Origin of the sequence: Prochlorococcus marinus str. MIT 9401 (assembly GCF_000760095.1) — a bacterium.
GTDB classification, from domain to species: Bacteria; Cyanobacteriota; Cyanobacteriia; order PCC-6307; family Cyanobiaceae; genus Prochlorococcus_A; species Prochlorococcus_A marinus_I.
The window spans coordinates 323,987-347,515 of the sequence record NZ_JNAR01000016.1 but is presented as its reverse complement, the minus strand read 5'-3'; the positions used below and the strand labels follow the sequence as shown (position 1 = coordinate 347,515).

Below are 23,529 nucleotides of genomic sequence, written 5' to 3'. Positions count from 1 at the left end.
AAATATTTATTTAATGCGTCAAGATAAATGAAAGTATTTTGAGTTAATTGGAACTATTTAACAAAAAAGAATTAAATCAATTGGATTTTCTTCATGATCAAATTAACACCAATCCCTCTGAAGTGAGAGTAATGAATAAAAATAAAAAAATTGAAAAAATTTTAATTCTTGATACTGAAACAACAGGTTTAGACGAAAATAAAGATGAAGTGATAGAAATAGGTTGTATTTTATTTGATGTATCCTTTAAATGTGTACTTTCACAAGTTTCTTTTTTATTTCCAGTTAATAAAAATGAAGCCGAACATGTAAATGGTATATCTGCAGAAGTAACTAATATCTCTCAACCATGGGAAGATGGATTGAATTTCTTTCTAAAACTTGTTGATTCTTCAGATTTCATCGTTGCTCATAATGTGGAGTTTGATAAGAAATGGTTTGGGAAAGGAAGATTGCCTAAGCTTAATAAGAAATGGATATGTAGTTTAGAGGATATTAATTGGTCTTTTCAAAAATCACTAAAAACAAGACCTTCAGTAACTGATCTAGCCTTATCTTTTTCAATACCAGTTTGGAATTTACATAGAGCTTTATCTGATTGCTTTTACATTTCTGAGGTCTTCAAAAAATGCGACAACTTAGAGGAACTTTTACTTAAAGCTACTGAACCGAGGTTTTTATACAAGGCCTTGGTTAGTTATGAAGATAGGTCTTTAGCTAAAAATGCTGGGTTCAGATGGAATAGTCCTGTGCAAGGAGCTTGGTCAAGAAAATTAACTACTGATGAGGCAAAAAATCTTGATTTTAGAGTTGAGATTTTGAATTAATATTTATTTAATTTTTGACTAAGAAAATATTTAGTGCATCTTACAAGGCATCCATTTATTACCCATTTTATGTGCTCCAATACATCCGTATTTTGAAGCAGCCTTTTCAGCCTCTTGTTTAGTGTTAAACAGATCTGGCATCATATTTTCCTTATTTGAATTTGAAATTTGTTTGGAAAGATTATGATGATTTTTATGAGAATTAGGAGAATACTCCCATATCCCCATAGTTGTAATACCGGCAGAGATAATTCCCATCCCGACTACTGATAAATTGACTATTCCCATTGCGACAGCACCAAAAGAAAATACACCCATTGGGACTACCCCTATACTTATTACTCCCATTGGCACTATGCCTATTGAAACTATACCAAGAGGTGCTATTCCAAAAGCAATTTTTTTTGGTTTTGTACCGCAATGTTGATTCTCTTTACTTTTATTAATTCCCAATAGTTTTTCTAAATGTTAAATTAAAATTGTCTCACAAAATAACCAATCAAAGATTAATTTCTAGATGAATTAAAAATTTTGAATTATTTTTTAGAACTTTGAATAACTTAAAAAACCTAAGAGGAACAGTAGACCTATTTCCTGATCAATTAATAAAGTGGCAAAACGTTGAAAAAATTTTATTAGAACAGCTTTCTAGAGCATCCATCAAAGAAATAAGAACACCAATATTGGAAATGACCGAATTATTTATAAGAGGAATTGGTGAAGGAACAGATGTTGTCAGTAAGGAAATGTATACATTTCTTGATAGGGGGCAGAGATCTTGCACTCTAAGACCTGAAGGGACAGCCTCAGTCGCAAGAGCGTTAATACAAAATGGAATATCGTCTAATCCACTTCAAAAACTTTGGTACATGGGTCCTATGTTTCGATACGAAAGACCTCAAGCAGGCAGGCAAAGACAGTTTCATCAATTAGGTGTTGAGTTTATAGGACATGATTCAGTTAGAAGTGATGTTGAAATTATTGCTTTAGCTTGGGATATCTTAGGCAAATTAGGAATTAAAGAACTTAATCTTGAAATAAATACGTTAGGTGATACTAATGACAGATCAAATTTTCAAAAATATTTTTTAAAATGGTTAGAAACAAATAAAGATTCTCTAGATTTAGATTCTCAGAATAGAATTTCTAAAAACCCTTTGAGGATTTTGGACTCAAAGAATATTCAAACAAAAAAAGTTCTTGAAAATGCACCAAGATTATTTAATTTTTTATCTGAAAAAAGTCATAACAGATACTTAGACTTAAAAAGACAATTAGAGGCTTTAAAAATACCTTATGTAGAAAATTTTAATCTTGTGAGAGGTTTAGATTACTACACTCATACAGCTTTTGAAATTACTAGTGGGGCTCTGGGCTCCCAAGCTACAGTTTGCGGAGGAGGGAGATACGACGATTTAATAAAACAAATGGGAGGGCCAAACACTCCTGCAATTGGTTTCGCTATTGGTTTAGAAAGATTAATTTTACTCGCAGGAAAAGAGCTTGAAATTCCAAGAAATACTGATATCTATATCATTAATCAAGGCTTAAATGCTGAATCATTAGCAATGGATTTATCTAGAAAATTAAGGAATTACGATTTGTTAGTTGAGTTAGATTTAAGCGGAGCCTCTTTCTCTAAGCAATTTAAAAAGGCAAATAAACTTAAATCTAAAAGTATTATTGTTATTGGTGATGATGAGGCAGTTAATGGGGAATTTATTATAAGGCTCTTTGATCAATCAGGTAATGGGAATGAAGAGGAGGTTATATCTTTTGAGAATAATACTAAATTAGAAAATTGGATAAACAATAACTTACTTGTAAAGTGATTTTCTTGAAGATAATGTTAATTTTTCTTTTTATATTTATTTTTTTTAATTTAAGAAATTTTCTTAAATTAAATAGAAAACAAAAAGATTTTAATTCTAAAAAAATAACAACTTTCAATAAAAAGAATCTTAATAATTGGATGAATTTAACTAAAAAAGAAAGATATAACTTAACAAAACAAGATTCTCTTAACTACATGGATAAAAGAAAACTTTTATTAGACGAAATTAGAAATGAATATAAGAAAATATCTAGAAAAAATTCTGAGGGGAACATTAAGAAAAAATAATTATGGAAAATTACTGGACTTCTAATAAAAGCATAAATGGATTAAGACATTTTGTTTTAGTAAATGAGACTAAGGAAAAAGGAAATATTAGTTTTTTAATGGTTTCTGTCCTTGATTCTGAAATTTACTTAAAAACTACTTACGAAGAACTAATAAATAGTGGAAATTGGCACAAGGGTTGGATCAATCTTCCAAAACTTCAATCTATTACAGAAGAATACGTCAAATATAAATCCATCAATAAAGGAGAAGATATTGATGAGATATTTATTAATGATGATTCTTTATTTTATATTTCTTAAATTTGACATAAATCTTTCAGAGCTATTTTATGTATAAATACAAGGTTTTTTGTTACTTAATAATTATTTAAAAGTTTTACCCCTTTAAAAAAACTAAAATTAACGTTATCAAGGATTAATAATATTTACTTAATTCAATGTTAGGGGAAATATGGAGCTCATCTGAGTTGGCCGCGGAAAAACTAGGGATAACTGAAATTAAACTTTCATTTTTACGTGAAAATGGGATACTCAAACCTGGGATTCATTGGAAAAGCTCTCCATTAGGTCAAAGAAAACCTTGGAAACCCAAAGCGCTTTACAACGTAAAAATGTGCAGAAAAATAATTAATAAATTCTTTTCTGAAGAAAACTATGATGTTGCAGCCTAAAACTAATAAATTTTTTTTAATTTCGAAAAAAATATAGATCTCTATTCTATTAGATTCTCATCCTTACACTCAACTAGAGTATTTTGCAAAGTTGGATATAAGTTAATCATATTTATATATTGTTTTGATTTTCTGTATGATTTTGCAGCCTTTTTGTAATGAACTTCGGATTTCATTTCTAGTGAAAATTTTCTAGAAGACTCTTGAGAAGTAGTCATAAAATTATATGTCTTATCCCATATTTAATAATTGTTTGGGAATCAGGCAATAAATAGGATGTTTTTATGAAACAAAACATCGTTTAATGTCAGCAAAAAGAAATTTAATAAAAAAAAATTAAACTTAAAACTCTTTTAATTTGATATGTAATCTACTCTCTAGCAATAACTTTACTGTTGAAATCTAACTTATTTTGTATTTAATAGTTTTTAGAAATTAATTAATTTTTTTTTCTTAGGATTACTAATTTTTACAATTTTGTTGTGAATTCAACTGTTTGATGAAAATTAAAGTATTCTCGAAACGTTTAAGCTAATCATTTCCTAAATGCAAACCTACGGTAATCCAGATACCACTTACGGGTGGTGGGCTGGAAATTCAGGTGTAGCTAATCGCTCAGGAAAATTTATCGCTGCTCATGTAGCTCATGCAGGATTAATTGTTTTCTGGGCTGGTGCTTTCACCCTTTTTGAACTTTCACGATTTGATCCTAGTGTTCCTATGGGTCATCAACCTTTAATTGTTCTTCCACACTTGGCAACTCTAGGAATAGGGTTTGACGCTAATGGCGTGGCTATGGGAGATACTAAACCTGTACTTGCAATAGCAATCGTGCACTTAGTTTCTTCTATGGTTTTAGCTGCTGGTGGACTTTTACACTCTCTACTTCTTCCAGGAAATTTAGAAGATTCAGATATTGCTAGAGCAAGAAAATTCAATATTGAATGGGATAATCCTGACAAATTGACATTTATTCTTGGACATCATCTTCTCTTCTTAGGATTTGCAGTTATTGCCTTCGTTGAATGGGCCAGAGTCCATGGGATTTATGATCCAGCTATTGGTGCTGTAAGACAAGTTGAATACGAATTAAACTTAGCAAAAATTTGGAATCATCAAACAGACTTTTTGACTATCGATAGTCTAGAAGAGGTTATGGGTGGTCATGCATTCTTAGCTTTTGTCGAGATTACAGGTGGTGCATGGCATATTGCTACTAAGCAGGTAGGAGAATTTACTAAGTTCAAAGGTAAAGGGCTTCTATCAGCTGAAGCTGTTCTATCTTGGTCATTAGCAGGTATAGGCTGGATGGCTATTATTGCAGCTTTCTGGAGTGCAGCAAATACAACTGTTTATCCTGTTGAATATTTTGGTGAACCTCTAGAGTTGAAGTTTAGTATTTCCCCATATTGGATAGATACTGTTGATCTTCCTGATGGTGAGTTTACATCAAGGGCATGGTTAGCAAATGTTCACTACTACTTTGGTTTCTTCTTTATTCAAGGTCACCTTTGGCACGCACTAAGAGCATTAGGCTTTGATTTCAAGAGAGTTACTAATGCTATTAGTAATATTGATAGTGCCACAATTACTCTCAAGGATTAAATTCTCAATTTAATCTTTTACATTAAAGGCCCTATAAAGGGCCTTTTTTATTTGAAAAATTTTGTTAATTAATTTAGATTTAGGAGAATATGTTTTAGAAATCATTGAATATTTTTTCTCTACAGAATAAAGATATTTTTTCAAATTCTCTATTAATAAGTTTTTTTGGATTATTAATTATATTTTTTTTGTTGATTTTTGGTAGGAAATTTAAACTAGCTGTTCAACTTGAGAGATTTGGATTACCCATAGCAGTTATATCTGGGATTATAGGTATATTTATCGGTCCATTTGGAGCAATACATTTTTTACCAAAAGAAACGATCAATGTTTGGAGTAATTTTCCTACTCCTCTTTTATCGCTAGTCTTTGCAACTTTAATGATGGGGCGACCTATCCCAAATATAAATGGTTTAGTTAAACCAATTTTTAATCAATTTCTGCTTGCTCTTGCCCTAGGTTTCGGACAATTTTTCGTTGGCGGTCTAGTGGTTAAATATTTTTTGCCTCCATCTATGGATACAAATCCTTTAATGGGATGTTTAATAGAGGTAGGTTTCGAGGGTGGTCATGGAGCTGCATCAATCATCGGTGAAAGTTTTAATAAACTTGGTTTCCAAAATGGTTTAGACCTTGGTTTGGCTATGGCAACAATGGGTCTTTTATCATCTTCAATATTGGGTAGCATATTTATTTTTCTTGGGAGAACTGTTGGTCTATCAGATAAAGAGGAAATCCTTGAACAAAAAGAAAATGTAAAGGATAAAAAGATAGAAATTCTTGCGGATTTAAGAATTTTTATAATAAACCTTGGATTATCCGGCTTGGCAATTTCTTTTGGTGTTTTACTACTTAAATATTTAAGGTATGTTTCAAGTTCTTTTGGTGATTTTTCAAAGGAAATTATTTTTTCACTACCAGTATTCCCTTTTATCCTTATAGGTTCCCTCCTTATTAGATATATTTTAGAGAAAACCAAAAATACAGAATTCATTTCAAATATTCTGCAAAGGGAGATTGGCATTTTATCCACAGACTTATTGATTTTTACAGCTATGGCGAGTTTAGATATTGCAGTTGTTTTTGATAATTGGGTACTTATTTTAGAATTTACTATTTTCGGTTTATTTTGGAATTTAATCTGCATTGCTTATTTCGCATACTTTATTTTTGATGATTATTGGTTTGAAAAAAGTTTGATAGAGTTTGGGAATTCTACAGGTGTAGTAGCTTCTGGGTTGCTTCTTTTAAGGCTTGCAGATCCTAAAAATATTTCTAAAACCTTACCTATTTTCACTTCAAAACAGTTATTCGCTCAGTTAATTCTTTCTGGGGGATTGTTCACAGTTCTTGCACCATTAATGATTTCTAAAATTGGGTTGGACTATTGGACAGAAATTTGTGCTCTAATTACGTTCGCAATTCTTTTTATTGCATTGATTTTTAATAAAGTAGAGATGAAAAAGTTTCAATAATAACCCTAGAATACTTTTAGGTTTAATTTTAGTTAAATGTCATTTTCTTCCTACGATATTCCAGCCCAAGAAAATAAAGGGAAGTGGTTTAGGAGTCATTTACTTGGCAGGGAAATCGAACTTGGTGAATTGTATAGTCTTGGATCAAATGATTTAGATTTGCTTATGGCGGAGACCGCAGAAATCAGAAGCGATCTTGATTTTAAGGAAAAAAATATAGGCAAATTTAGGACCGCAGGATATTTTTTGGAGTTAGCAAGAATAATTGAGAAAAGGAAGTTGTTAGAAAGTTAATTAGATGGGAAATAATTCTTTCTAGAATTTGGTTCCCATAATTCGTACTTATACATTAACGACTTAAATTCACTATTTTTCTCAAACGAATCTAACCAGTTTTTTATTGAGGATTCAAAATAATTTGTTCTTTTTTGACTTTCACAAGCGATTCTAAATTGTCTTACAAAAGGCCAAATAGACCAATCAGCGATTGTTGGGCTATCTCCAAAAAAGTATTTTTTTTCGGAAAGAAGTTCGTTCCATCTCTTTATAAATTTAATCGCATTTGTGAAATGAAATTCTTCATCACTATTTTTATATCTTGTGGCATATTTAAATCGATCTAAATGATATTTGAATAATTTATCGTTTTCATTAATCATTTCAAAAATATCTTCCTTTTTGTTCTCAGGTAAATAAATTATTTTGATGTTGTCCTTTTTCGACTCTGAGAGAGCCCACAGGATGATTTCAAGACTTTCTTCAATAACTTCACTATTTTTTTTTATAAGAATTGGAACCGTTTTCGTCTTTGAATTATTTAAAAAATCTAGAGGTTTATTTTTTAAATCAATTTCTCTTATCTCTACTTTTATTTCGCAAATTAACAGGGCCCATCTTGCACGAATTGCATATGGACATCTTCGAAATGAATATAAAATATCGTTTTTCATATTGTAAAAACTTTTAATTTCCCTAATTCTTTTAGTATTATCTAAGTAGGAACAGTATTAATTTTACAACGCAAATGTCGGGATATGTTTACCTTATTAGAGTAGGAGACCTTTATAGAATTGGGAAAACTGATAATCTTGAAAAGAAAATTAAAAAATTAAAGCCAGATGAATTATTAACATCAATTATGACAAAGGAGCCAGAAACTCTTGAAGCAAGATTACTAAGAAAATATAAGTCGCAAAGAATTCCTGAAACTGGTTATTTAAAGCTTTCTGAAAGACAAATTAGAGAATGTAAAAAGCAATTTGAATTAAAGGGTAGCTTACCTCATACTTTAGATGCTGAAGTTTCTATAACTCTATTTGCATCTTTTTTATTGTTTTCATTAGGTTCTTTAATTTTTAATTATTTAAATTTTGGATTTGTAAGATCTATATCTTATTCTTTCGGAATTGCATCTCTACCAATGGTTATATTATTTATTACAGGTAGTTTTGGCGGATACTTTTCTGAAGATTTATCTCTTTTTTCTTTGTTAACTAATCGAATAAAAGGTTTATTTATTGCAATTGCAATGCTTTCAATGGCGTACTTAATTTCTAATTTAGGTTAAATTTCATAGTTACAATTTAAGGCGATTTCAAATGGAACTGATTGGGTAGGTAACTTAAGAATAGTTGAGCATATTTCAGCAATATCTTCAGGTTGTGTCATGCTTGATTTGTCAAGTGAAGAGATATTTTGGGCCATTTTTGTATTAACCCAGCTTGGGCAAATTGCAGAAATCCTTATATTTTTATCCCAACCTTTATTTTTCATAGTTTGGCATAATCCCATCAAAGCAAACTTTGAAGAAGAATAAGCGGCTAAATCACCTTTGGATCTTTTCCCACTCATTGAAACTAAAACAATAATTCTTCCTCTTCCAGAGGTACATAAATGATCCCAAGAAAGCCTACATAAATGCCAAATTGCCAAAAAATTGATATTTAATGTATTTAAAATATCTTCTTCATCACCATCTTTGTATAAGAAAGGAACTTTCGATAATACTCCAGAACAATTTATTACTGAATCAAATCCTCCAAATTCATCTACGGTATTCTTTATCCAATTTTCGGCTGTAATTTTTTTTAAAGCATCATAGTGGTTGATTATAATTTTTCCTTTTGGCCATTTTTGGGGATCAATAGCGCTTCCTTTTAATGATTCTAAATCTCTTATGCCAACACTAATTCTATTGCCTTGTTTTAATTCTTTATGTGCAATATTTAATCCAATACCTCTATTAGCTCCACTTATTAATATGGTTCTCATTTTTTAACTATATGTTTGGAAATATTATCCTTAGTAACATTTTAAATTCTCTTCCATGCATAATCATAAGACCTTTCTTTACACTCCATGGAGCCTTTATAAACATTACGCACATCGCATATACAATCTCTTTTAAAGAAAGAGTATCAGTTAGAAAACCATACCATTGATTTTTAGGTAGTTGGAAAAAACTGCCAAAAAATTCTCTCAATAGTTTCTCGTCAAACCTCATGAGTTTTTCTAATCCAAATTGGTAAAGTGATTTCTTTCTAATTAATTCTTTTGACCATAAAGTTTCCCAACCTTTTCTAGCAATATGATAAGTACTTAGTTTTTTGTTTTTAATTGCTTCTGAGACTGCCTTGGCGACTAATGGAGCTCTTCTTAAAACATTACCAATTAAATATCCAGATGCAGGATGTACCATCGACGCAGCACCACCATATCCAAGTATTTGTTGTTTGAAATCTGGGATCGGCATATTCATAGGGAGAAATAAGCCAAGCTCTTCATGTTGCATACTTGTGATTGATATATTTCTATATGTGAGCCTCTTCTCTAGTCTCTCTTTTAAATTTTCCATTGTTAGAGGATTTACTAAACCAAGAGATGTCTCTTCAAGAAAATATTTTCCATCGCCCATATCCATTGCATAAAGAAAAGTAGGGGGTTCTTTTTTTTGCTCATCGTTAAGATGGTCATTCCTATAGTCCATTAATACAAACTGCCCTTTCTTAAGTGGAGGTTTACTAAAATTACCTACTATCCCGTAACAAGTTTGGACTGCTAGGGGACCACAAGATTTTAATTTTAGAAAAACAGGATCATATCCTGTTGCATCTACAACTAATCTTGCAGAGTAAGTCTTGCCATCTTTTGTAGTTACTGTACTTTTGTATTTTTCAAAATCTATTTTGTTTGCAAAGCCTTGATGCCATTTAATAAGAGACTCATTGCATTCATTGAACCAATAATTGTGGAGTTTCTTCTTATCAAATAATCCATAATCTAGTGAATGTTCCGTGGCTTTATTCTCGTCGTCCTTTTCTTCTAAAGCTCCATGCCCAAAAAAACTTACAGTATTCTTCCATCTATATTCAAGTAAATCCTGAAGTCCAAGTTGATCAACTTCTTTCCCCCAAATACCATATGTGTTTGGCCAAGGTTCATCTGGTCCATTTGGAGAGAGCACTTCAACATTTAATTTTTCCTTCCCTAAAGCTGAGGCAATTGCCATACCTGCAGGCCCTGCACCCAAAACAAGAACATCTGGCATGTTTTCTTTTGACATTAAATATAAATTTTATGATTAAGGGAATTTATGGAACAAATTATTACTTCTGAATTTAGTATTATATATTTCATCCAATACTTGTAATGAGAGTAGATTTATAATAATCAAATTACTCAATTACTAGTGACTAAGTTTTCAGTGTTTTAACAATAATTTATAAGATTACAAAATAAAAAATACTTATAATAAAATTTTTTATTATGAAAAAAATATAGCAAGTTAAATGATTAAAAATAAAAATATTTTAATTACTGGAGGTAATTCGGGTATAGGTCTTTTTGCCATCATTAATTTACTAAAGTCGAAAAATAATTTATACGTTGTAATAAAATCTGAATTAAGAAAGAATGAATTTCTCAAAAAAATTGAGAAATATTTTGATAAAAATTACCTCAGTAAATATTTAAATATTATTGAAAATTGTGATCTTTCAGATCTAGAGAATATAAAAAAAATTAAAGATTACTTTATTAGTAAAAAGATATTTTTAGATGTAGTTGTTTTAAATGCAGGATTGCAATATACAGGCTCTTTTTACCCTAAAGTATCAAAACAATGCATAGAATTAACTTTTGCGGTAAATCATCTTGCACATTTTTACTTAGTAAATAGCATAATAGATTTTGTTAAAGATAAAGACGAATCTAGAATCATTGTCACATCATCAGATGTTCACGACCCCAAAAGTTCAGGTGGCAATATAGGAAAGAAAGCAGGACTTAATAACCTAGTTGATTTTAGAAAAAAAGTTACTGGGCAATTTTTAAATTTTAATGCTGATGAAGCTTATAAGAATAGTAAGTTATGTAATATTTTGTTTGCTAAAGAACTTGAAAAAAAATTAAAAATGTCCTCTAGTAAAATATCTGTAATTACTTGGGCTCCTGGTCTAGTAATACCAAATGATGATTCCGGCTTTTTTAGATATAGTAAACGTTTTAATCTCATTGGATATTTAATTTTTTCTAAAGCTGCAAAAAACATTTTAGGAATCTCTGAAAGTATAGAAAATGCTGGTAAGTTACTTTCTGAAATTGTTTTTGATTCAAATTTAAATAATATTGGTTACATTCATTTAAGTAATAAACTTATATCTTTTAAAAAACATAAATTAGTTGAAAGTAAGGTTAGTGATGAGGCAAATAATTCTGAGTTAGCTTCAAAACTCTGGATTTTAAGTGAAGAGATTTGTAGTTCATTTGGCTTTGTTACTTTCAATATTTAAGGTTTGTGTTGGGAATGCAAACTCTATATTATTAACCGCAAATTCCTCAATAATTCTTAAATTTATAGATTGTTGAGCTTCCATTGCAGCGAGATAATTATTTGTTGGGATGTAATAAACAAGTTCAAAATTAAGACTGAAGTCGCCGAAATCTGTGAAATGACATCTATCAAAAGACGCATCTTTTGTCTCTTCAACTATTTTTTTAATTATTATTGGAATCAATTTCATAAGTTTTGGAGAGGTTTCATAAACAACTCCTAATTTATGAACTAACCTCCTTTTTTCCATTTGTGCGTAATTTGAAATTATTCCATTTGTTAAGGCGCTGTTACTCATTACTATTACTTCTCCATTAATGCTTCTTATCCTTGAGGATCTTACTCCCACTCTCTCAACCATTCCGAGAACCCCATCAGATTTTATAAACTCACCTTTTTGAAAAGGTTTATCAAGCAAAATTGTTACATATTCAAAAAACTCCTGAACTGGATCTTTCAAAGCTAATCCTGCTCCAATACCTCCTGCACTTAGTAAAGCCCAAATAGCAGTCATTTGAACACCTATATTTTGTAAGAAAAATATTGAGCCAATAGTCCATGTTAATGCTTTTATCAATGGAGTTAGTGAAGATACCATTGAACTAATTGAGGAATCATTAATTTTCGAGGTCGATTCTGTTAAAGATCTTATTAAAACTTTGTTGAGAGCTTTTATGATGATTATTAATATAAATAATTTCAAAATATTCAATAATACAGAGATGAAAGTTATTTCATCATCAAAAAAATAGTCAATTGAAAAATAAAATGAAAGGAGGAAACCTATAGGTTTTATAATTCCAGAGATCACCTCAAAAATAAAATCATCGAAATTTGTTTTTGTTCTTTTGGAAATTTTTTTAAAAAATATTTTTGAAAGTTTAGAAATTATTATCGACAAAAAAGTTCCAATAAAAAAAATAGATATTGCCAGAAGGAAGTTTTCAGTAACTAATTTCATATTCAAATAAACCCTAAAAATTTATCTCTAATAAAATCTTAAATTATCTCTAAACAACAATCCAGTCTTTATTTTTCTTTAACTCATTATTATATTTCTAATTTCTTTAAATTCTTCTCTATCAGCAGTTTTGCATAATTCAAAAATTATTGATTCAGTTGTTGTTAAAATTGCCCCACTCTGAGTCATTCTTTGTAATGCTATTTCATGATCTACCTTATTTCGACTCCCCATGGCATCTGATATGAGAATAACTTCAAATCCTTTTTGTAAACAATCCAAGACTGTTTGTTGAATACAAATATGCGTTTCGATTCCACAAACTATCAAATTACTTATTTTCTTATCTTTAAGTTCTTTTGAAAATTCTTCTAATTTAGCTAGGCTAAATTCCATTTTTTCAAATTTTCTAAATCCTGCTTTGGGTGTTAATTCACGTATCGTTACCCCTAATTTGAGTGGGTTCTGTTCAGATATAAATATGTTTTCTTCTAAAATTTGGTAAGCATTTATAAGCTTTTTGATGTTTTTGATTATTAAATCCTTATTAAAAATTGGTCTTATTATTTTTTCCTGAATATCAATAATTATAAGGGAGTTTACTCTCGATGATAATTTATCAGAAGAGATTTCTTGATCATTCATTATTTATAAATAAAGATACACTTAACATAATATTTTGAAGAACTTTAGTAAACATTTTAAATCAATAAGTTGTTTTACTCTCATCAAGAGTTATTATTGAGAATAGCCATGGGTTAATTTTGTCATTATCCTCGCAATACAATGTCATTACATCTCCTCTTGGTGATGGTTTACATAAAGATGGCAAGAGGTTAACTCCTCAGAGGCTAAAGGTTCTTAATTTATTTGAAAATATTGGCTCTGGAAAGCATCTTAGTGCTGAAGAAGTTCATGAAAAGTTAGTTAAATCAAGCTCTAAAGTTTCACTAGCAACCATTTATAGAACTTTAAGACTTTTAGTACAAATGGGTTTGCTTCATGAATTAGAACTCAGTGAGGGTGGACACAGATATGAATTGCTTAGTAACGACACACCGGACCATCATCATTTAATTTGTATTAGGTGTGGAAGAACAGAAGAATTCGAAAATGACGAAGTTTTAGAGGCAGGCAAAGTTGCAGCAAAAATTAATGGTTTTAAACTAATTGAATCCTCTTTAAATGTAAGAGCTATTTGTCCTAATTGCATTTAGCAGTTTTAACTTAAAGTTCCTGTACAACTTGACCCTGCACCTGCAGTGCAAGCAAAACAATGTTCTTTTACAGCCACCCCATAGTTAAAAGCAAATGATTCATCCAATAGATCAAAAAGTGTCTTTGGTCCTTTATTCTCTCGGAAATTTATCTGTTGGTTAAAGTCGCAATCATAAATTTCTCCTAGCCAATTTACGCTAATTGTTTTTTTGCACATAAGATTTTCTAAATTTTTTTCATTAAAATTTTCCTTTAGTAATTTGTAATAAGTATTTAGTTTCCCTTCTCTTCTTAGAGATTCTTCATATCTATTTATTGGCATATTAGTTATTGTGTATAAGTTATTAAAAACGATATTGTATTTTTCAAATAGTATTTTTTTATAATCCTTCTCCAATATTTCCTGAGAAGGAGGAAGAATTGGGCTTACAGGATTGTAAACAAGATTTAATTGCAATCCATTTTCTTTCTTTCCATAACCTAAATCATTAAGAATTTTTATGGCATTAATACTTTTTTCAAAAACCCCAAAACCCCTTTGAAAATCAACATTATTTTTTTCATAACACGGAAGCGAAGCAGTAATTATTACTTTATTCTTTGCAAGAAATTGAGGAAGATCTTGATAACCATCTTCAAAGAAAATTGTCAAATTGCACCTATCAATAATATCAACTTGTTTTGTACTTAAACTCGTTATAAGGTTTTTAAATTGTGGGTGAAGTTCTGGGGCACCACCTGTAATATCTAAAGTCTTGATTTTGTATTTTTCAATTATCTTTGGAATAAGAGATATCATTTCATTGGACATCTTTTCAGTCCTTAGGGGACTCGAATTGACATGACAATGCTTACAAGCCTGATTGCATTTATAACCTATGTTAATTTGCAAAGTTTCTATAGGTTCTTTATGTATTGAGGGAAATTTTTCTTTCATAAATCTACTATTTATAAACTGTCATTAGAAAATTAAAAAGTCAACTATTTTTTTTAAAGTTTGATCTCTTACTTGCAAGTTCAATAAACCAACTTATGTATTCTTGGGGACCATTTTTAAAAACCATGTCAAACTTTAAGTTGTCATTAAGATCACTGATGCCTAATAAACCAGTTTTTTTTATAGAGGGTCTTTCAACTTCACCAGCACTACTATCAACAAAAATTATTTTATTTTTAATCCCAAATTCATTACCTAATATTTGTATTAATTCTAGAAAAGACCTGTCACTTCCTCCTCTTAAATAACTTTTTTCATCATTATTTTTTTTTGATGTAACTGTGTCACCAACTCCTACAATCAAAGGCATATCTACTTTTTGAATAGTTCTTTTGCATAAATCAATTTTTTCCGTAACAGAATTTGGAGAGTTTCTAAAATTAAAATTTCTTCCAAAAGGAGCTTTACCAGTTTTATCCGCAATAAATTTATTTAAAAGAAATAAAACTCCAGAATCTTTAACTGCTCCTTTAATAAGTAATTGTATGTCTGTTGATCCTATATCATCTTGAGAAGAAAGTTTAATTATTTCTCTACCATTTTTATTACCTAAATTTGGCGAAATATGAAGGAAAAATGAGTTTCTGAGACCTTCTGATTCAGATTTTAAGATGATTTCATTCATCATTTTTTCAAAACTAATTTGAATAAGCTTTCTTTTATCAGAATCTTTGTGAACTAAATCAAATAGACTATTGAAATTAATCGTTGGCGAGAAGCGTGTTTCACATATTGATTTTACTGCGTGAAAATTGATTTCTTCTTGGCTAAGTTCAGGAAAAATATTCTTAACAATTAAATTAAATTTTGGTCTTATTAAACTAGGTACTTTAGATAAAAAATTTAGTTCTTTTTCTGAGATTCCTTCAAAACTTATTTCACCGTTGTTGTCTTGATACTCTACTCCACAGGCTGCAAGACCTCTTAAATATAGTTCTTTGTTTTTAGGCTCCGTAGTGCTCTTTAAACTCCTTTCTATTATTCTGTTAACCCCTCTTGGACCTTCATGTTCCCCGCAAGTTAATACAAAGAATTCCTCGGCAAATTCTTTTACTGCATAGATATATTCTGATTCTAACTTTCTAGTCATTGGATCTTTAACTAAAGGGATACAAACCCCATCAATGTCTTGAATAATTAAGATATTTTTAGAAGAAATTAATTGTTCTTGTGCCTTTAAATTACTTGCCATATATTCCATATTTATAATTATTTATCGTTTGATTTAGTTTTTCATTTTTCATAAAAATTATAAATTAAAAAATTCAATATTTACAATAAATAATTTGCTATGGTCAAGAATTGCTTTAATGTAGAAAAATATTGGTATGGGTAAGTAATTAAAAAAATTATCAAGAATTTCCAAAAATGAAGAATAATTTCATAGAAAACATAAATGATAAAAAATATTTTTATTCATTGATTGAAGATATAGAGAATAGCAAAGTTGGATTTTACAGTGTTGGCTTATATCCTGCATCATTAGCATACAACTGTGCTATGCATGGAAAATCAAATAATATTCTCTTAGCTCCTAGGAAAGATAGAGATTTATTGGGCGCTTTCTCAAATGATGTTATTTCTGATATGGATAATGAGACTATTGAAAAGATTAAGATAATGGGACAATATTGTTTAGAGGGGAAAAGAAACTCTTTTGACCTAAAAGATCTTCTTTTGGAATGTGAGATAGTTATTCTTGCTTCAAACAGTAATCACATTCAAGATGATGTTAAATATGCTTTAGAACTCAGAAAAAATTTAAAAAGAGAAAATGTGGTTCTTGGCTGTTTAGTCGGTTCTTTTTGTATTGATAATAAAAATAAAAAACCTTTTATTCTCTGTAATAAATATCCAAATTTAGCTTTTTTTACAGGATTTCACCGTCACGGAGCTTTACGAAATCCTAATGATAGCTTTACTGCAAATTTCTGCCATCCTGATGCTCTAACTGCTTTAATAGGAGCTCGTATTTTGAATCAATTGTCACCGAAAATACAAGTTTCTCCTGGAGTACATAATATTGAATGTCAATATATAAAATCAATAAAAAATATCTCATCCATATTCGCAGGTTTTGTAAATAACTTTCATTCCGATAAGCCAGGAATGCTACCAAGCATTAATACGATTTTGTTAACTCAATGTTTAGATCAGGCTGCATCAGTATCATTACAAGTTAGAAAAGAAAATAAATTAGAGAATAAATATCTTTCATTAAAAGAACTTGGTTATGGTGAAGAAAAAATTAGTGCAAGGGAAATAATTAATGATAAATTTTGTGAAAAAGGAGATTATACTTTTTCTCAATTAAATGCTGTTAAGGCTGATGTCTTGGGGAGCATGACTTTACCAACTGAAGGAAAACCAACAAGGAATTTTCAGGCAGGACAGGTTTTATCAGATATGCTGTTGCAACTCAACAGATGTCCAAAAGATATCTCAGAATTTGTAAATTGGTGTAATAAATATTCTCTCAGTCAAGGAGGTTTAGAAGGTCTAAAATCCTTAAAATTTTGGCCGGATATTTATAAAGAATTCAAAATCAAAAATAATACATGTTCAATGATTAATCTGATTTATTTATGCTTTAATGCTAATCCAGAAGAAAAAAAAGAAATTTATAAGGTTTTAATTAGTTCAGAAGAAATAACTAATTTTTGTCAAGAATCTGTGAAATCTGAATTATCTTTAGAACTAATTGAAAAATTAAAAGGAGAATATCTTTTTAATGATATTGAAATCCTTCACAAGAAATTGTTTTCTGACAAAGAGGAAAATGATCTTAAAGAAAAAGAATCTAGTAATCTAATTTCAAAAAAAAATCCTAGTTATATCAATGTATTGAAAATTATTAATCATTATTTTTATAATTGATTATTTATTTATTTAACTAAAAAGCTAAGTTGTACATTTATTTACTAATTTTGATTGCAGGGTTAGAATTATTATGGTTTTAAAAGGTTTTTTTTGAAAAAGGAATTATCACATCGTTCTCATGAACTGAAAGCTCTTGGATGGAATCAAGAAGACTTAATAAGATACGAAGATTTATGGGACTACAGCCAAAGATGGGGATTAATAAATTTAGAAAGAGAAGACAGACAGTTTTTGAAGAAAGCAGAAAAGTTACTACCAAAAATTCAAAATAAAAAGATATCCATTAAAAAAACTATTGAAGAAAAATCATATTATTTATGGTTAAATTTTTACATCGATGAAATTAAAATTTTTAGTAACTCTAATATTCCAAAAAATAAATATGGTGTTTGGACACTATTAATTGAAGAGGAAATTAGACTTCTTAAGGAATTACAACCAGTAATGGGTCTCCCAGATACTTTAAAAGCCAAGAATATATTCGAAATTAGAAAAGAACTTATAAATAAAGCTTTCAGAGAATTTGACGCTGAAAATAATAATAAGAGTTTCAATTTTGATGAGGTTCTAAACAACTCTGAAAAAGATGTTGGTAAGAATTGGAAATCAATTACTGAAAAAGATCCTGAGGCCAATAAAACTTTTCCAATAATTGATTCTGCAAATATTGAGAAACTCAGATCTGCTATAAAAGAGGATTTGAGTTTTTATATGAAAAATAATTACCCTTCATTAAAAAAGGATTTATAAATATTTATCTTTTTTTTGTTTTTTTTTTGGACTTTTTTAAGTTAAATAGATAATAGGATTATTTAAAAATTTTGAGCAACCAAAAGTTCGAGACTCTTCAGTTACATGCAGGCCAAGTGCCTGACCCAACTACTAATTCAAGAGCAGTACCTATTTATCAAACTAGTTCTTATGTTTTTGATAATGCAGAGCATGGAGCTAATCTTTTTGGATTAAAAGAATTTGGAAATATTTATACTCGACTTATGAACCCGACCACTGATGTCTTCGAAAAAAGGATGGCAGCTTTGGAGGGAGGTGTGGCAGCTCTTGCAACATCTTCAGGTCAAGCTGCTCAATTCTTGTCAATCGTGAACTGTATGACAGCAGGAGATAATTTTGTCTCTACATCTTTTCTTTATGGTGGGACCTACAATCAATTTAAAGTACAATTTCCAAGATTAGGAATAGAGGTTAAATTTGCTGATGGTGATAGTATCGATAGTTTTAGAAATAAAATTGATGATAAAACCAAAGCAATATATGTCGAATCAATGGGAAATCCTAGGTTCAATATTCCTGATTTTGAGGGACTCTCTGCATTGGCGAAGGAAAATGGAATTCCCTTAATAGTGGATAATACTCTTGGTGCTGGTGGTGCCTTAATAAGACCAATTGATTTTGGAGCCGATGTTGTTGTGGAAAGTGCGACAAAATGGATTGGTGGACATGGAACAAGTATCGGAGGGGTTATTGTTGATGCCGGAACCTTTGATTGGGGAAATGGTAAATTCCCACTAATGAGTGAGCCAAGCGATGCTTATCATGGGCTCGTTCATTGGGATGCTTTTGGTTTCGGTAGCGATATCTGCAAATCTTTGGGAGTACCTGATAATAGAAATATAGCTTTTGCATTAAGAGCAAGACTAGAATGCCTAAGAGACTGGGGATCAGCTCAAAGTCCTTTTAATTCGTTTTTGTTATTGCAGGGTTTGGAAACTTTAAGTTTAAGGATAGAAAGACAAACTTCTAATGCTCTTGAATTAGCAAAATGGTTAGATTCTAATTCTAATGTAAGTAGTGTTAATTATCCTGGCCTGGAATCTGATCCATATTATTCAAGTGCCAAAAAATATACTACCGGAAGGGGAATGGGTTGCATGCTTATGTTCTCTCTTAATGGAGGTTATGAAAATGCAGTAAAATTTATTGATTCCTTAAAATTAGCCAGTCACCTTGCTAATGTTGGTGATTCAAAAACTTTAGTAATTCATCCTGCTTCAACAACTCATCAGCAATTATCTGAAGAAGAACAATTATCTGCAGGTGTTACTCCCACGATGGTAAGAGTTTCTGTCGGGATTGAGCATATTGATGACATAAAAGCAGATTTCGAACAAGCACTTTCACAAATCACATAGGAAAGGAGATTTATTGGCTTTAATAATTCCTAGTAACTATCACAAGATTAGTGATGTTGAGAAAAATCACATATCTTGGATCGAACCAGAATTGGCAAAAAGACAGGATATACGTCCTCTAAGGATTGGTATTTTGAATATCATGCCTCTTGGTAAGCAGTATGAATTTAACCTACTACATCCACTTGGTTTATCTCCTCTTCAAATTGAGCCAGTTTGGATAAAGCTTAAAACTCACTCTTATAAAACATGGGATCTTAATCATCTAAATAATCTATACATAACTTGGGAAGAAGCAAATAATCCAGAACCGTTAGATGGAATCATTATTACTGGAGCACCTATTGAGCACCTAGCCTTTGAGGAGGTTAAGTATTGGGATGAATTTGTGAAAATTGTAAATGAAGCCAGAAATTCTTGTGCGAGTACTCTTGGATTATGTTGGGCTGGCTTTGCTCTGGCTTATTTGGCAGGGGTTGATAAGCAAGTTTTTGATAGGAAATTATTTGGGGTATTCCCTTTAAAAAGTCTTGTTCCTGGACACCCTTTGATGGGTACACAAGATGATGAATTTATTTGTCCTCAAAGTAGATTTGCTGGATTACCAGATTTGGAAATGGAGAAGGCCCAAAAAGAAGGGAAATTGAATTTGTTGGCATATGGAGAAAACGTTGGATATACGATATTTGAATCTAATGATCAAAAACAACTTATGCATTTAGGTCATCCTGAGTATACGGTGCATAGAATTATTAGTGAAATTGAAAGAGACAAAGAAAAGGGAGATGTTCCTCCTCCTGAAAATTTTGATCTAAATAGTTCAAAAACCGCTTGGAGATCTCATAGGAATTTACTTTTTCAGCAATGGCTTTGGTTTTGTTATCAACAAGTTAGTCTTAATTAACTTTTTTCAATGAGCGCTTTCAATACCACCTAGTCTTTCAAATAGGTTAAGACTTTCTTTATTTAATCCTACAATTTCAACTTTAGATCCACCATTCTGGAATTTTCTAATAATTTGCTCAAGAGCAACAACGCCACTTTGATCCCAAATATGGGCTAAAGACATGTCAATTACAATATTTTCTGGATGTTCATGAATATCAAATCCTTGTAAAAAATAAATTTTACTTACAAAAAATAATTGTCCTTTTACTTTATAGGTAGTTAAATTATTTTCTTTTGCTCTTGAGACAGTTATAACTTTTGCAACTTTTCTGCTGAAAAGAATTGCAGCTAATGCAACTCCTGCAATAACTCCAAGCGCAAGATTATGAGGCTTTGTAAGCATAGTAACTGAGAAAGTCATAAGCATGACTGCAGTATCGCTTTTAGGTATCTTTCTAATATTTTTTAATCCATTTATATCCGCTGTACTTATTGCGATCGTTATCATGATTGCTACTAAAGCAGCCATTGGGATTGCTCCAATCCAAGACTTCAATAGGATAATCATAATTAGTAGAGATATACCTGAGGAGAGGGTTGATAATCTAGATTTACCACCATTCTCAGTATTCATAACAGATTGCCCAACTAAGGCACATCCTGCCATTCCACCAAATAAGGATGCCACAATATTTGCGATTCCCTGTCCTCTTGCTTCTTTATTTTTATTAGAACTTGTATCAGTTACATCGTCTAAAATGTCTTGAGTTAAAAAGGTTTCCATTAAACCTACGAGAGATATTGCAAGTGAAGTCGGTAAAATTATCCCTAATGTTTCAAGACTAAAAGGTACTTTCCCATTTTCTATTGATCCAAAAGGAAGAGAAATACTTGGCAATCCATCAGGTAATTTTCCCAAATCGCTAACTGTTGGGACATCTAGATTAAAAAATATGCTTATAAGAGTAATCACTACTATTGCGATAAGTTGAGATGGGACTACTTTTGTGATTTTTGGAAGTCCATAGATAATTACTAATCCTAGGATTACAAGAATCCAAACTACTGGAATCTGAGAGTTAATTGGATATTGACTGATAGTTTGTTCAACTAATTCTTTTGATTCTTTAATCCCTATTCCTAACTGAGGTAGTTGTGCTTGAAATATTAAAAGTGCCAATGCATTTACAAATCCACTTAATACTCCTGTTGGAACGAATCGCATTTGGTAGGCAAGCCTTAAGTATCCCCAAAGAATTTGGAAAATTCCAGTTAATATTCCAGCTGCAATGAGATATGGGACTCCTAATCCAGGAGCTTGTGATTCTCCATAAGCAACAAGTCCAGTCATTAAAAGAGCTGTTGAACCTGTGGCTGAAGTGATCATCCCCCTTCTACCTCCAACAATGGCAATCGTTATAGATAGGCAAAATGCACCAAAAAGGCCAACTTTAGGATCTACACCAGCTATTCCTGAAAAAGCAATTGCTTCTGGGATCATTGCAAAAGCTACAACTAAGCCAGAGAGAATATTTGACTTTGGATCATCTAACCAATTTTTAGATAAATATCTTGAGAAATTTGACATTTTAAGTTTCTTTATAATTAAGAAGTTACCTCATAGAGGAGGCAAAATACCTTGTGGGTCAAAAATATTCTTTAAAGTTTTTAATTCGTTCATTCTATTTCCAAAGGCTAAAGTAATTTCTTCTTCATGAGAATTCAAATGATTGTGCAATTGGGCTAAGTGAATATTTGGATAAAACCTTTTTAGCTTGCTCCATGATTTATAAATCCATTCCAGAGCGACTTCTTTTTCTTGAAGATCATTTTTTTTCCATGATGCATATATCCATGGTTTCCAAGTACTTTTTCTATGAACAAAAAAGCTTGCTCCATGATTTAACTTTTTAGTTTTGCCACCTAATTGTTGAGAAGCAATATAACAGGAATTATTAGGTTTATTTTCCATTATTTCACTCAAACATTTTATAAAAATTGGGATATCATTTTTTAAATCTTCTCCAAGAAGACTAATTACCTCAGAATGGTTATTTGCATTTAGCTCATATAAATTCAATTCCTTTGGGAAAAAATTAATTTTGTTAAAGTTTTCATAAAATTTTTTTTCTAGAGCAGGAAATTTGTCTAGAAGCATTAAGTTTTCTTCTGTTCTTTTATCTTTTAAATTATTAAGCTCAGCAAAAATATATATATAAATTTTTTGGGCATAAATCCATTGAAGACTAATATTTTCTGGAAATTCCTCTGATAGTTTTATTATTTCTGAAAGTTCATTTAGATTTACAAATCCTTCAATAACCTTTATTGGATTAGATTGGATAGTCTTAAGTTCTATTTCAGTAATAATTGAAAAGAAGGGTGCTGCGCCTTTAATTGCTTCCCAAATCAATTGTTCTTCTGGATTTATTTGATTTTTTTTTAAAGAGATAAATGTGCCATTTCCCAAGAAACCTTTTATTGATTCAATATTATCAATAGCTAATCCGTAGGCTCTACTGAGCGGGCTTACTCCACCAGTGAGTATATAGCCTGCTCCAGGAAGTTTAGAAAGTCCGATTGGAAAACTTCGATTATGTTTTTGTAAATGATTTACTAGATCCCCCATTATTACTCCACCTCCAATTGTCACTAAATTGGTTTTTCTATCTAGGTGAATTTTGTTGTAATTTTTTCTTAGATCAAGAGTTGTAAAACCATTTTTTGCACAGCTAGAGGTTGTACCTCCACTGCATACGCAAAGGTGCTCGAATTCTTCATTAGAATAGTTATCCTCATAAAATAAGGACTCATCAACGTCATAAATTAATTTCTTTAATTTTGCATCTCTTGAGTTGATATTTGGAACTTCAAGCAAACTATTATTTTTCACTACATGATA

The 23,529-nt window shown here is 30.6% G+C and carries 26 protein-coding genes; 15 read left to right on the top strand and 11 right to left on the bottom strand.

What is annotated here, in order from left to right:
- Positions 1 to 47 precede the first annotated feature (47 nt).
- Positions 48 to 827 (top strand): 3'-5' exonuclease, encoded by a 780-nt coding sequence (locus EV01_RS0109200; RefSeq protein ID WP_032517691.1) that lies wholly within the window; start codon positions 48 to 50, stop codon positions 825 to 827.
- Between the two features lie 30 nt (positions 828 to 857).
- On the opposite strand, the gene EV01_RS01470 is transcribed toward EV01_RS0109200, so the two are convergent.
- Positions 858 to 1,280 carry a GLTT repeat protein gene (locus EV01_RS01470; protein WP_032517690.1) on the bottom strand — a complete coding sequence of 141 codons (423 nt, stop codon included), beginning with the start codon at positions 1,278 to 1,280 and terminating at the stop codon, positions 858 to 860.
- A gap of 98 nt (positions 1,281 to 1,378) precedes the next feature.
- Between EV01_RS01470 and hisS the strand changes: the two genes are divergently transcribed.
- The 4 genes from hisS (at position 1,379) to EV01_RS01490 (ending at position 3,622) form a co-directional block, all read left to right on the top strand.
- Complete coding sequence (gene hisS, locus EV01_RS01475) at positions 1,379 to 2,659, top strand: histidine--tRNA ligase (RefSeq protein WP_032517689.1); 1,281 nt, start codon at positions 1,379 to 1,381, stop codon at positions 2,657 to 2,659.
- A gap of 14 nt (positions 2,660 to 2,673) precedes the next feature.
- Positions 2,674 to 2,949 (top strand): glycoprotein, encoded by a 276-nt coding sequence (locus EV01_RS01480; protein WP_241433451.1) that lies wholly within the window; start codon positions 2,674 to 2,676, stop codon positions 2,947 to 2,949.
- Positions 2,950 to 2,951: 2 nt separating this feature from the next.
- Entirely contained in the window at positions 2,952 to 3,251 is a 300-nt protein-coding gene (locus EV01_RS01485; RefSeq protein WP_032517687.1) for a TIGR02450 family Trp-rich protein, read from the top strand.
- Between the two features lie 137 nt (positions 3,252 to 3,388).
- Positions 3,389 to 3,622 carry a hypothetical protein gene (locus tag EV01_RS01490; protein ID WP_032517686.1) on the top strand — a complete coding sequence of 78 codons (234 nt, stop codon included), beginning with the start codon at positions 3,389 to 3,391 and terminating at the stop codon, positions 3,620 to 3,622.
- Positions 3,623 to 3,663: 41 nt separating this feature from the next.
- On the opposite strand, the gene EV01_RS09935 is transcribed toward EV01_RS01490, so the two are convergent.
- Positions 3,664 to 3,840 carry a hypothetical protein gene (locus EV01_RS09935; RefSeq protein WP_193741457.1) on the bottom strand — a complete coding sequence of 59 codons (177 nt, stop codon included), beginning with the start codon at positions 3,838 to 3,840 and terminating at the stop codon, positions 3,664 to 3,666.
- 328 nt (positions 3,841 to 4,168) lie between these two features.
- On the opposite strand from EV01_RS09935, the gene EV01_RS01495 reads away from it, so the two are divergent.
- From EV01_RS01495 to EV01_RS01505, 3 genes are all read left to right on the top strand, one after another.
- Complete coding sequence (locus EV01_RS01495; protein WP_025924339.1) at positions 4,169 to 5,227, top strand: chlorophyll a/b binding light-harvesting protein; 1,059 nt, start codon at positions 4,169 to 4,171, stop codon at positions 5,225 to 5,227.
- 104 nt (positions 5,228 to 5,331) lie between these two features.
- Complete coding sequence (locus EV01_RS01500; RefSeq protein WP_032517685.1) at positions 5,332 to 6,702, top strand: sodium:solute symporter; 1,371 nt, start codon at positions 5,332 to 5,334, stop codon at positions 6,700 to 6,702.
- 36 nt (positions 6,703 to 6,738) lie between these two features.
- Positions 6,739 to 6,996: a hypothetical protein gene (locus tag EV01_RS01505; protein WP_032517684.1), complete on the top strand. Its 258-nt coding sequence runs from the start codon at positions 6,739 to 6,741 to the stop codon at positions 6,994 to 6,996.
- Here the strand turns inward: EV01_RS01505 and EV01_RS01510 are convergent.
- A complete protein-coding gene (locus tag EV01_RS01510) occupies positions 6,993 to 7,652 on the bottom strand; it encodes a glutathione S-transferase N-terminal domain-containing protein (protein WP_032517683.1) in 660 nt (219 codons plus the stop codon). The genes EV01_RS01505 and EV01_RS01510 overlap by 4 nt on opposite strands.
- Before the next feature lie 74 nt (positions 7,653 to 7,726).
- On the opposite strand from EV01_RS01510, the gene EV01_RS01515 reads away from it, so the two are divergent.
- On the top strand, positions 7,727 to 8,269 hold the full coding sequence (locus EV01_RS01515) for a GIY-YIG nuclease family protein (RefSeq protein WP_032517682.1): 543 nt from the start codon (positions 7,727 to 7,729) through the stop codon (positions 8,267 to 8,269).
- On the opposite strand, the gene EV01_RS01520 is transcribed toward EV01_RS01515, so the two are convergent.
- Both EV01_RS01520 and crtL read right to left on the bottom strand, forming a co-directional pair.
- Positions 8,266 to 8,973 (bottom strand): SDR family NAD(P)-dependent oxidoreductase, encoded by a 708-nt coding sequence (locus EV01_RS01520; protein ID WP_032517681.1) that lies wholly within the window; start codon positions 8,971 to 8,973, stop codon positions 8,266 to 8,268. The two genes, EV01_RS01515 and EV01_RS01520, sit on opposite strands and share 4 nt — an antisense overlap.
- Positions 8,974 to 8,980: 7 nt before the next feature.
- Positions 8,981 to 10,264 (bottom strand): lycopene beta cyclase, encoded by a 1,284-nt coding sequence (crtL, locus tag EV01_RS01525; RefSeq protein WP_032517680.1) that lies wholly within the window; start codon positions 10,262 to 10,264, stop codon positions 8,981 to 8,983.
- Between the two features lie 226 nt (positions 10,265 to 10,490).
- Here crtL and EV01_RS01530 point away from each other — a divergent pair, with 226 nt between their 5' ends.
- Complete coding sequence (locus EV01_RS01530) at positions 10,491 to 11,492, top strand: SDR family NAD(P)-dependent oxidoreductase (protein ID WP_032517679.1); 1,002 nt, start codon at positions 10,491 to 10,493, stop codon at positions 11,490 to 11,492.
- Here the strand turns inward: EV01_RS01530 and EV01_RS01535 are convergent.
- Positions 11,463 to 12,494, bottom strand: a complete 1,032-nt coding sequence (locus tag EV01_RS01535; RefSeq protein WP_032517678.1) for a mechanosensitive ion channel family protein — start codon at positions 12,492 to 12,494, stop codon at positions 11,463 to 11,465. The two genes, EV01_RS01530 and EV01_RS01535, sit on opposite strands and share 30 nt — an antisense overlap.
- A 78-nt stretch (positions 12,495 to 12,572) precedes the next feature.
- Positions 12,573 to 13,139 carry an isochorismatase family protein gene (locus tag EV01_RS01540; RefSeq protein WP_032517677.1) on the bottom strand — a complete coding sequence of 189 codons (567 nt, stop codon included), beginning with the start codon at positions 13,137 to 13,139 and terminating at the stop codon, positions 12,573 to 12,575.
- A 119-nt stretch (positions 13,140 to 13,258) separates the two neighbouring features.
- On the opposite strand from EV01_RS01540, the gene EV01_RS01545 reads away from it, so the two are divergent.
- Entirely contained in the window at positions 13,259 to 13,711 is a 453-nt protein-coding gene (locus EV01_RS01545; protein WP_032517676.1) for a Fur family transcriptional regulator, read from the top strand.
- Positions 13,712 to 13,716: 5 nt separating this feature from the next.
- Here EV01_RS01545 and arsS read toward each other — a convergent pair whose 3' ends face one another.
- Together arsS and stpA are read right to left on the bottom strand one after the other, a co-directional pair.
- Positions 13,717 to 14,649, bottom strand: coding sequence for an arsenosugar biosynthesis radical SAM (seleno)protein ArsS (gene arsS / locus EV01_RS01550; protein WP_032517675.1), 933 nt, complete (start codon positions 14,647 to 14,649; stop codon positions 13,717 to 13,719).
- A 40-nt stretch (positions 14,650 to 14,689) separates the two neighbouring features.
- The gene (gene stpA, locus EV01_RS01555; protein ID WP_032517674.1) at positions 14,690 to 15,910 is read right to left on the bottom strand and encodes a glucosylglycerol 3-phosphatase; all 1,221 of its coding nucleotides are present in this window, start codon (positions 15,908 to 15,910) and stop codon (positions 14,690 to 14,692) included.
- A 167-nt stretch (positions 15,911 to 16,077) separates the two neighbouring features.
- Here stpA and EV01_RS01560 point away from each other — a divergent pair, with 167 nt between their 5' ends.
- The 4 genes from EV01_RS01560 to EV01_RS01575 all read left to right on the top strand — a co-directional run bounded on the left by EV01_RS01560 (position 16,078) and on the right by EV01_RS01575 (position 20,643).
- Positions 16,078 to 17,586 (top strand): hypothetical protein, encoded by a 1,509-nt coding sequence (locus tag EV01_RS01560; RefSeq protein ID WP_032517673.1) that lies wholly within the window; start codon positions 16,078 to 16,080, stop codon positions 17,584 to 17,586.
- A 93-nt stretch (positions 17,587 to 17,679) separates the two neighbouring features.
- A complete protein-coding gene (locus tag EV01_RS01565) occupies positions 17,680 to 18,339 on the top strand; it encodes a hypothetical protein (protein ID WP_032517672.1) in 660 nt (219 codons plus the stop codon).
- A 71-nt stretch (positions 18,340 to 18,410) separates the two neighbouring features.
- On the top strand, positions 18,411 to 19,739 hold the full coding sequence (locus EV01_RS01570; protein WP_032517671.1) for an O-acetylhomoserine aminocarboxypropyltransferase/cysteine synthase family protein: 1,329 nt from the start codon (positions 18,411 to 18,413) through the stop codon (positions 19,737 to 19,739).
- 13 nt (positions 19,740 to 19,752) lie between these two features.
- The gene (locus EV01_RS01575; RefSeq protein WP_025888005.1) at positions 19,753 to 20,643 is read left to right on the top strand and encodes a homoserine O-succinyltransferase; all 891 of its coding nucleotides are present in this window, start codon (positions 19,753 to 19,755) and stop codon (positions 20,641 to 20,643) included.
- 6 nt (positions 20,644 to 20,649) lie between these two features.
- Here EV01_RS01575 and EV01_RS01580 read toward each other — a convergent pair whose 3' ends face one another.
- The gene (locus tag EV01_RS01580) at positions 20,650 to 22,215 is read right to left on the bottom strand and encodes a SulP family inorganic anion transporter (protein WP_032517670.1); all 1,566 of its coding nucleotides are present in this window, start codon (positions 22,213 to 22,215) and stop codon (positions 20,650 to 20,652) included.
- Between the two features lie 30 nt (positions 22,216 to 22,245).
- Positions 22,246 to 23,520 carry an FAD-binding protein gene (locus tag EV01_RS01585; protein ID WP_032517669.1) on the bottom strand — a complete coding sequence of 425 codons (1,275 nt, stop codon included), beginning with the start codon at positions 23,518 to 23,520 and terminating at the stop codon, positions 22,246 to 22,248.
- Between the last annotated feature and the right edge of the window lie 9 nt (positions 23,521 to 23,529).

Bases quoted from the DNA above. Each gene is read 5' to 3' on its own strand.
- EV01_RS01535 (WP_032517678.1), bottom strand. From the start codon at position 12,494: ATGAAATTAGTTACTGAAAACTTCCTTCTGGCAATATCTATTTTTTTT.
- EV01_RS01530 (WP_032517679.1), top strand. From the start codon at position 10,491: ATGATTAAAAATAAAAATATTTTAATTACTGGAGGTAATTCGGGTATA.
- EV01_RS01495 (WP_025924339.1), top strand. From the start codon at position 4,169: ATGCAAACCTACGGTAATCCAGATACCACTTACGGGTGGTGGGCTGGA.
- EV01_RS09935 (WP_193741457.1), bottom strand. From the start codon at position 3,840: ATGACTACTTCTCAAGAGTCTTCTAGAAAATTTTCACTAGAAATGAAA.
- EV01_RS01520 (WP_032517681.1), bottom strand. From the start codon at position 8,973: ATGAGAACCATATTAATAAGTGGAGCTAATAGAGGTATTGGATTAAAT.
- stpA (WP_032517674.1), bottom strand. From the start codon at position 15,910: ATGGAATATATGGCAAGTAATTTAAAGGCACAAGAACAATTAATTTCT.
- EV01_RS01480 (WP_241433451.1), top strand. From the start codon at position 2,674: ATGTTAATTTTTCTTTTTATATTTATTTTTTTTAATTTAAGAAATTTT.
- EV01_RS01490 (WP_032517686.1), top strand. From the start codon at position 3,389: ATGTTAGGGGAAATATGGAGCTCATCTGAGTTGGCCGCGGAAAAACTA.
- EV01_RS01485 (WP_032517687.1), top strand. From the start codon at position 2,952: ATGGAAAATTACTGGACTTCTAATAAAAGCATAAATGGATTAAGACAT.
- arsS (WP_032517675.1), bottom strand. From the start codon at position 14,649: ATGAAAGAAAAATTTCCCTCAATACATAAAGAACCTATAGAAACTTTG.
- crtL (WP_032517680.1), bottom strand. From the start codon at position 10,264: ATGTCAAAAGAAAACATGCCAGATGTTCTTGTTTTGGGTGCAGGGCCT.
- EV01_RS01515 (WP_032517682.1), top strand. From the start codon at position 7,727: ATGTCGGGATATGTTTACCTTATTAGAGTAGGAGACCTTTATAGAATT.
- EV01_RS01580 (WP_032517670.1), bottom strand. From the start codon at position 22,215: ATGTCAAATTTCTCAAGATATTTATCTAAAAATTGGTTAGATGATCCA.
- EV01_RS01505 (WP_032517684.1), top strand. From the start codon at position 6,739: ATGTCATTTTCTTCCTACGATATTCCAGCCCAAGAAAATAAAGGGAAG.
- EV01_RS01510 (WP_032517683.1), bottom strand. From the start codon at position 7,652: ATGAAAAACGATATTTTATATTCATTTCGAAGATGTCCATATGCAATT.
- EV01_RS01560 (WP_032517673.1), top strand. From the start codon at position 16,078: ATGAAGAATAATTTCATAGAAAACATAAATGATAAAAAATATTTTTAT.
- EV01_RS01540 (WP_032517677.1), bottom strand. From the start codon at position 13,139: ATGAATGATCAAGAAATCTCTTCTGATAAATTATCATCGAGAGTAAAC.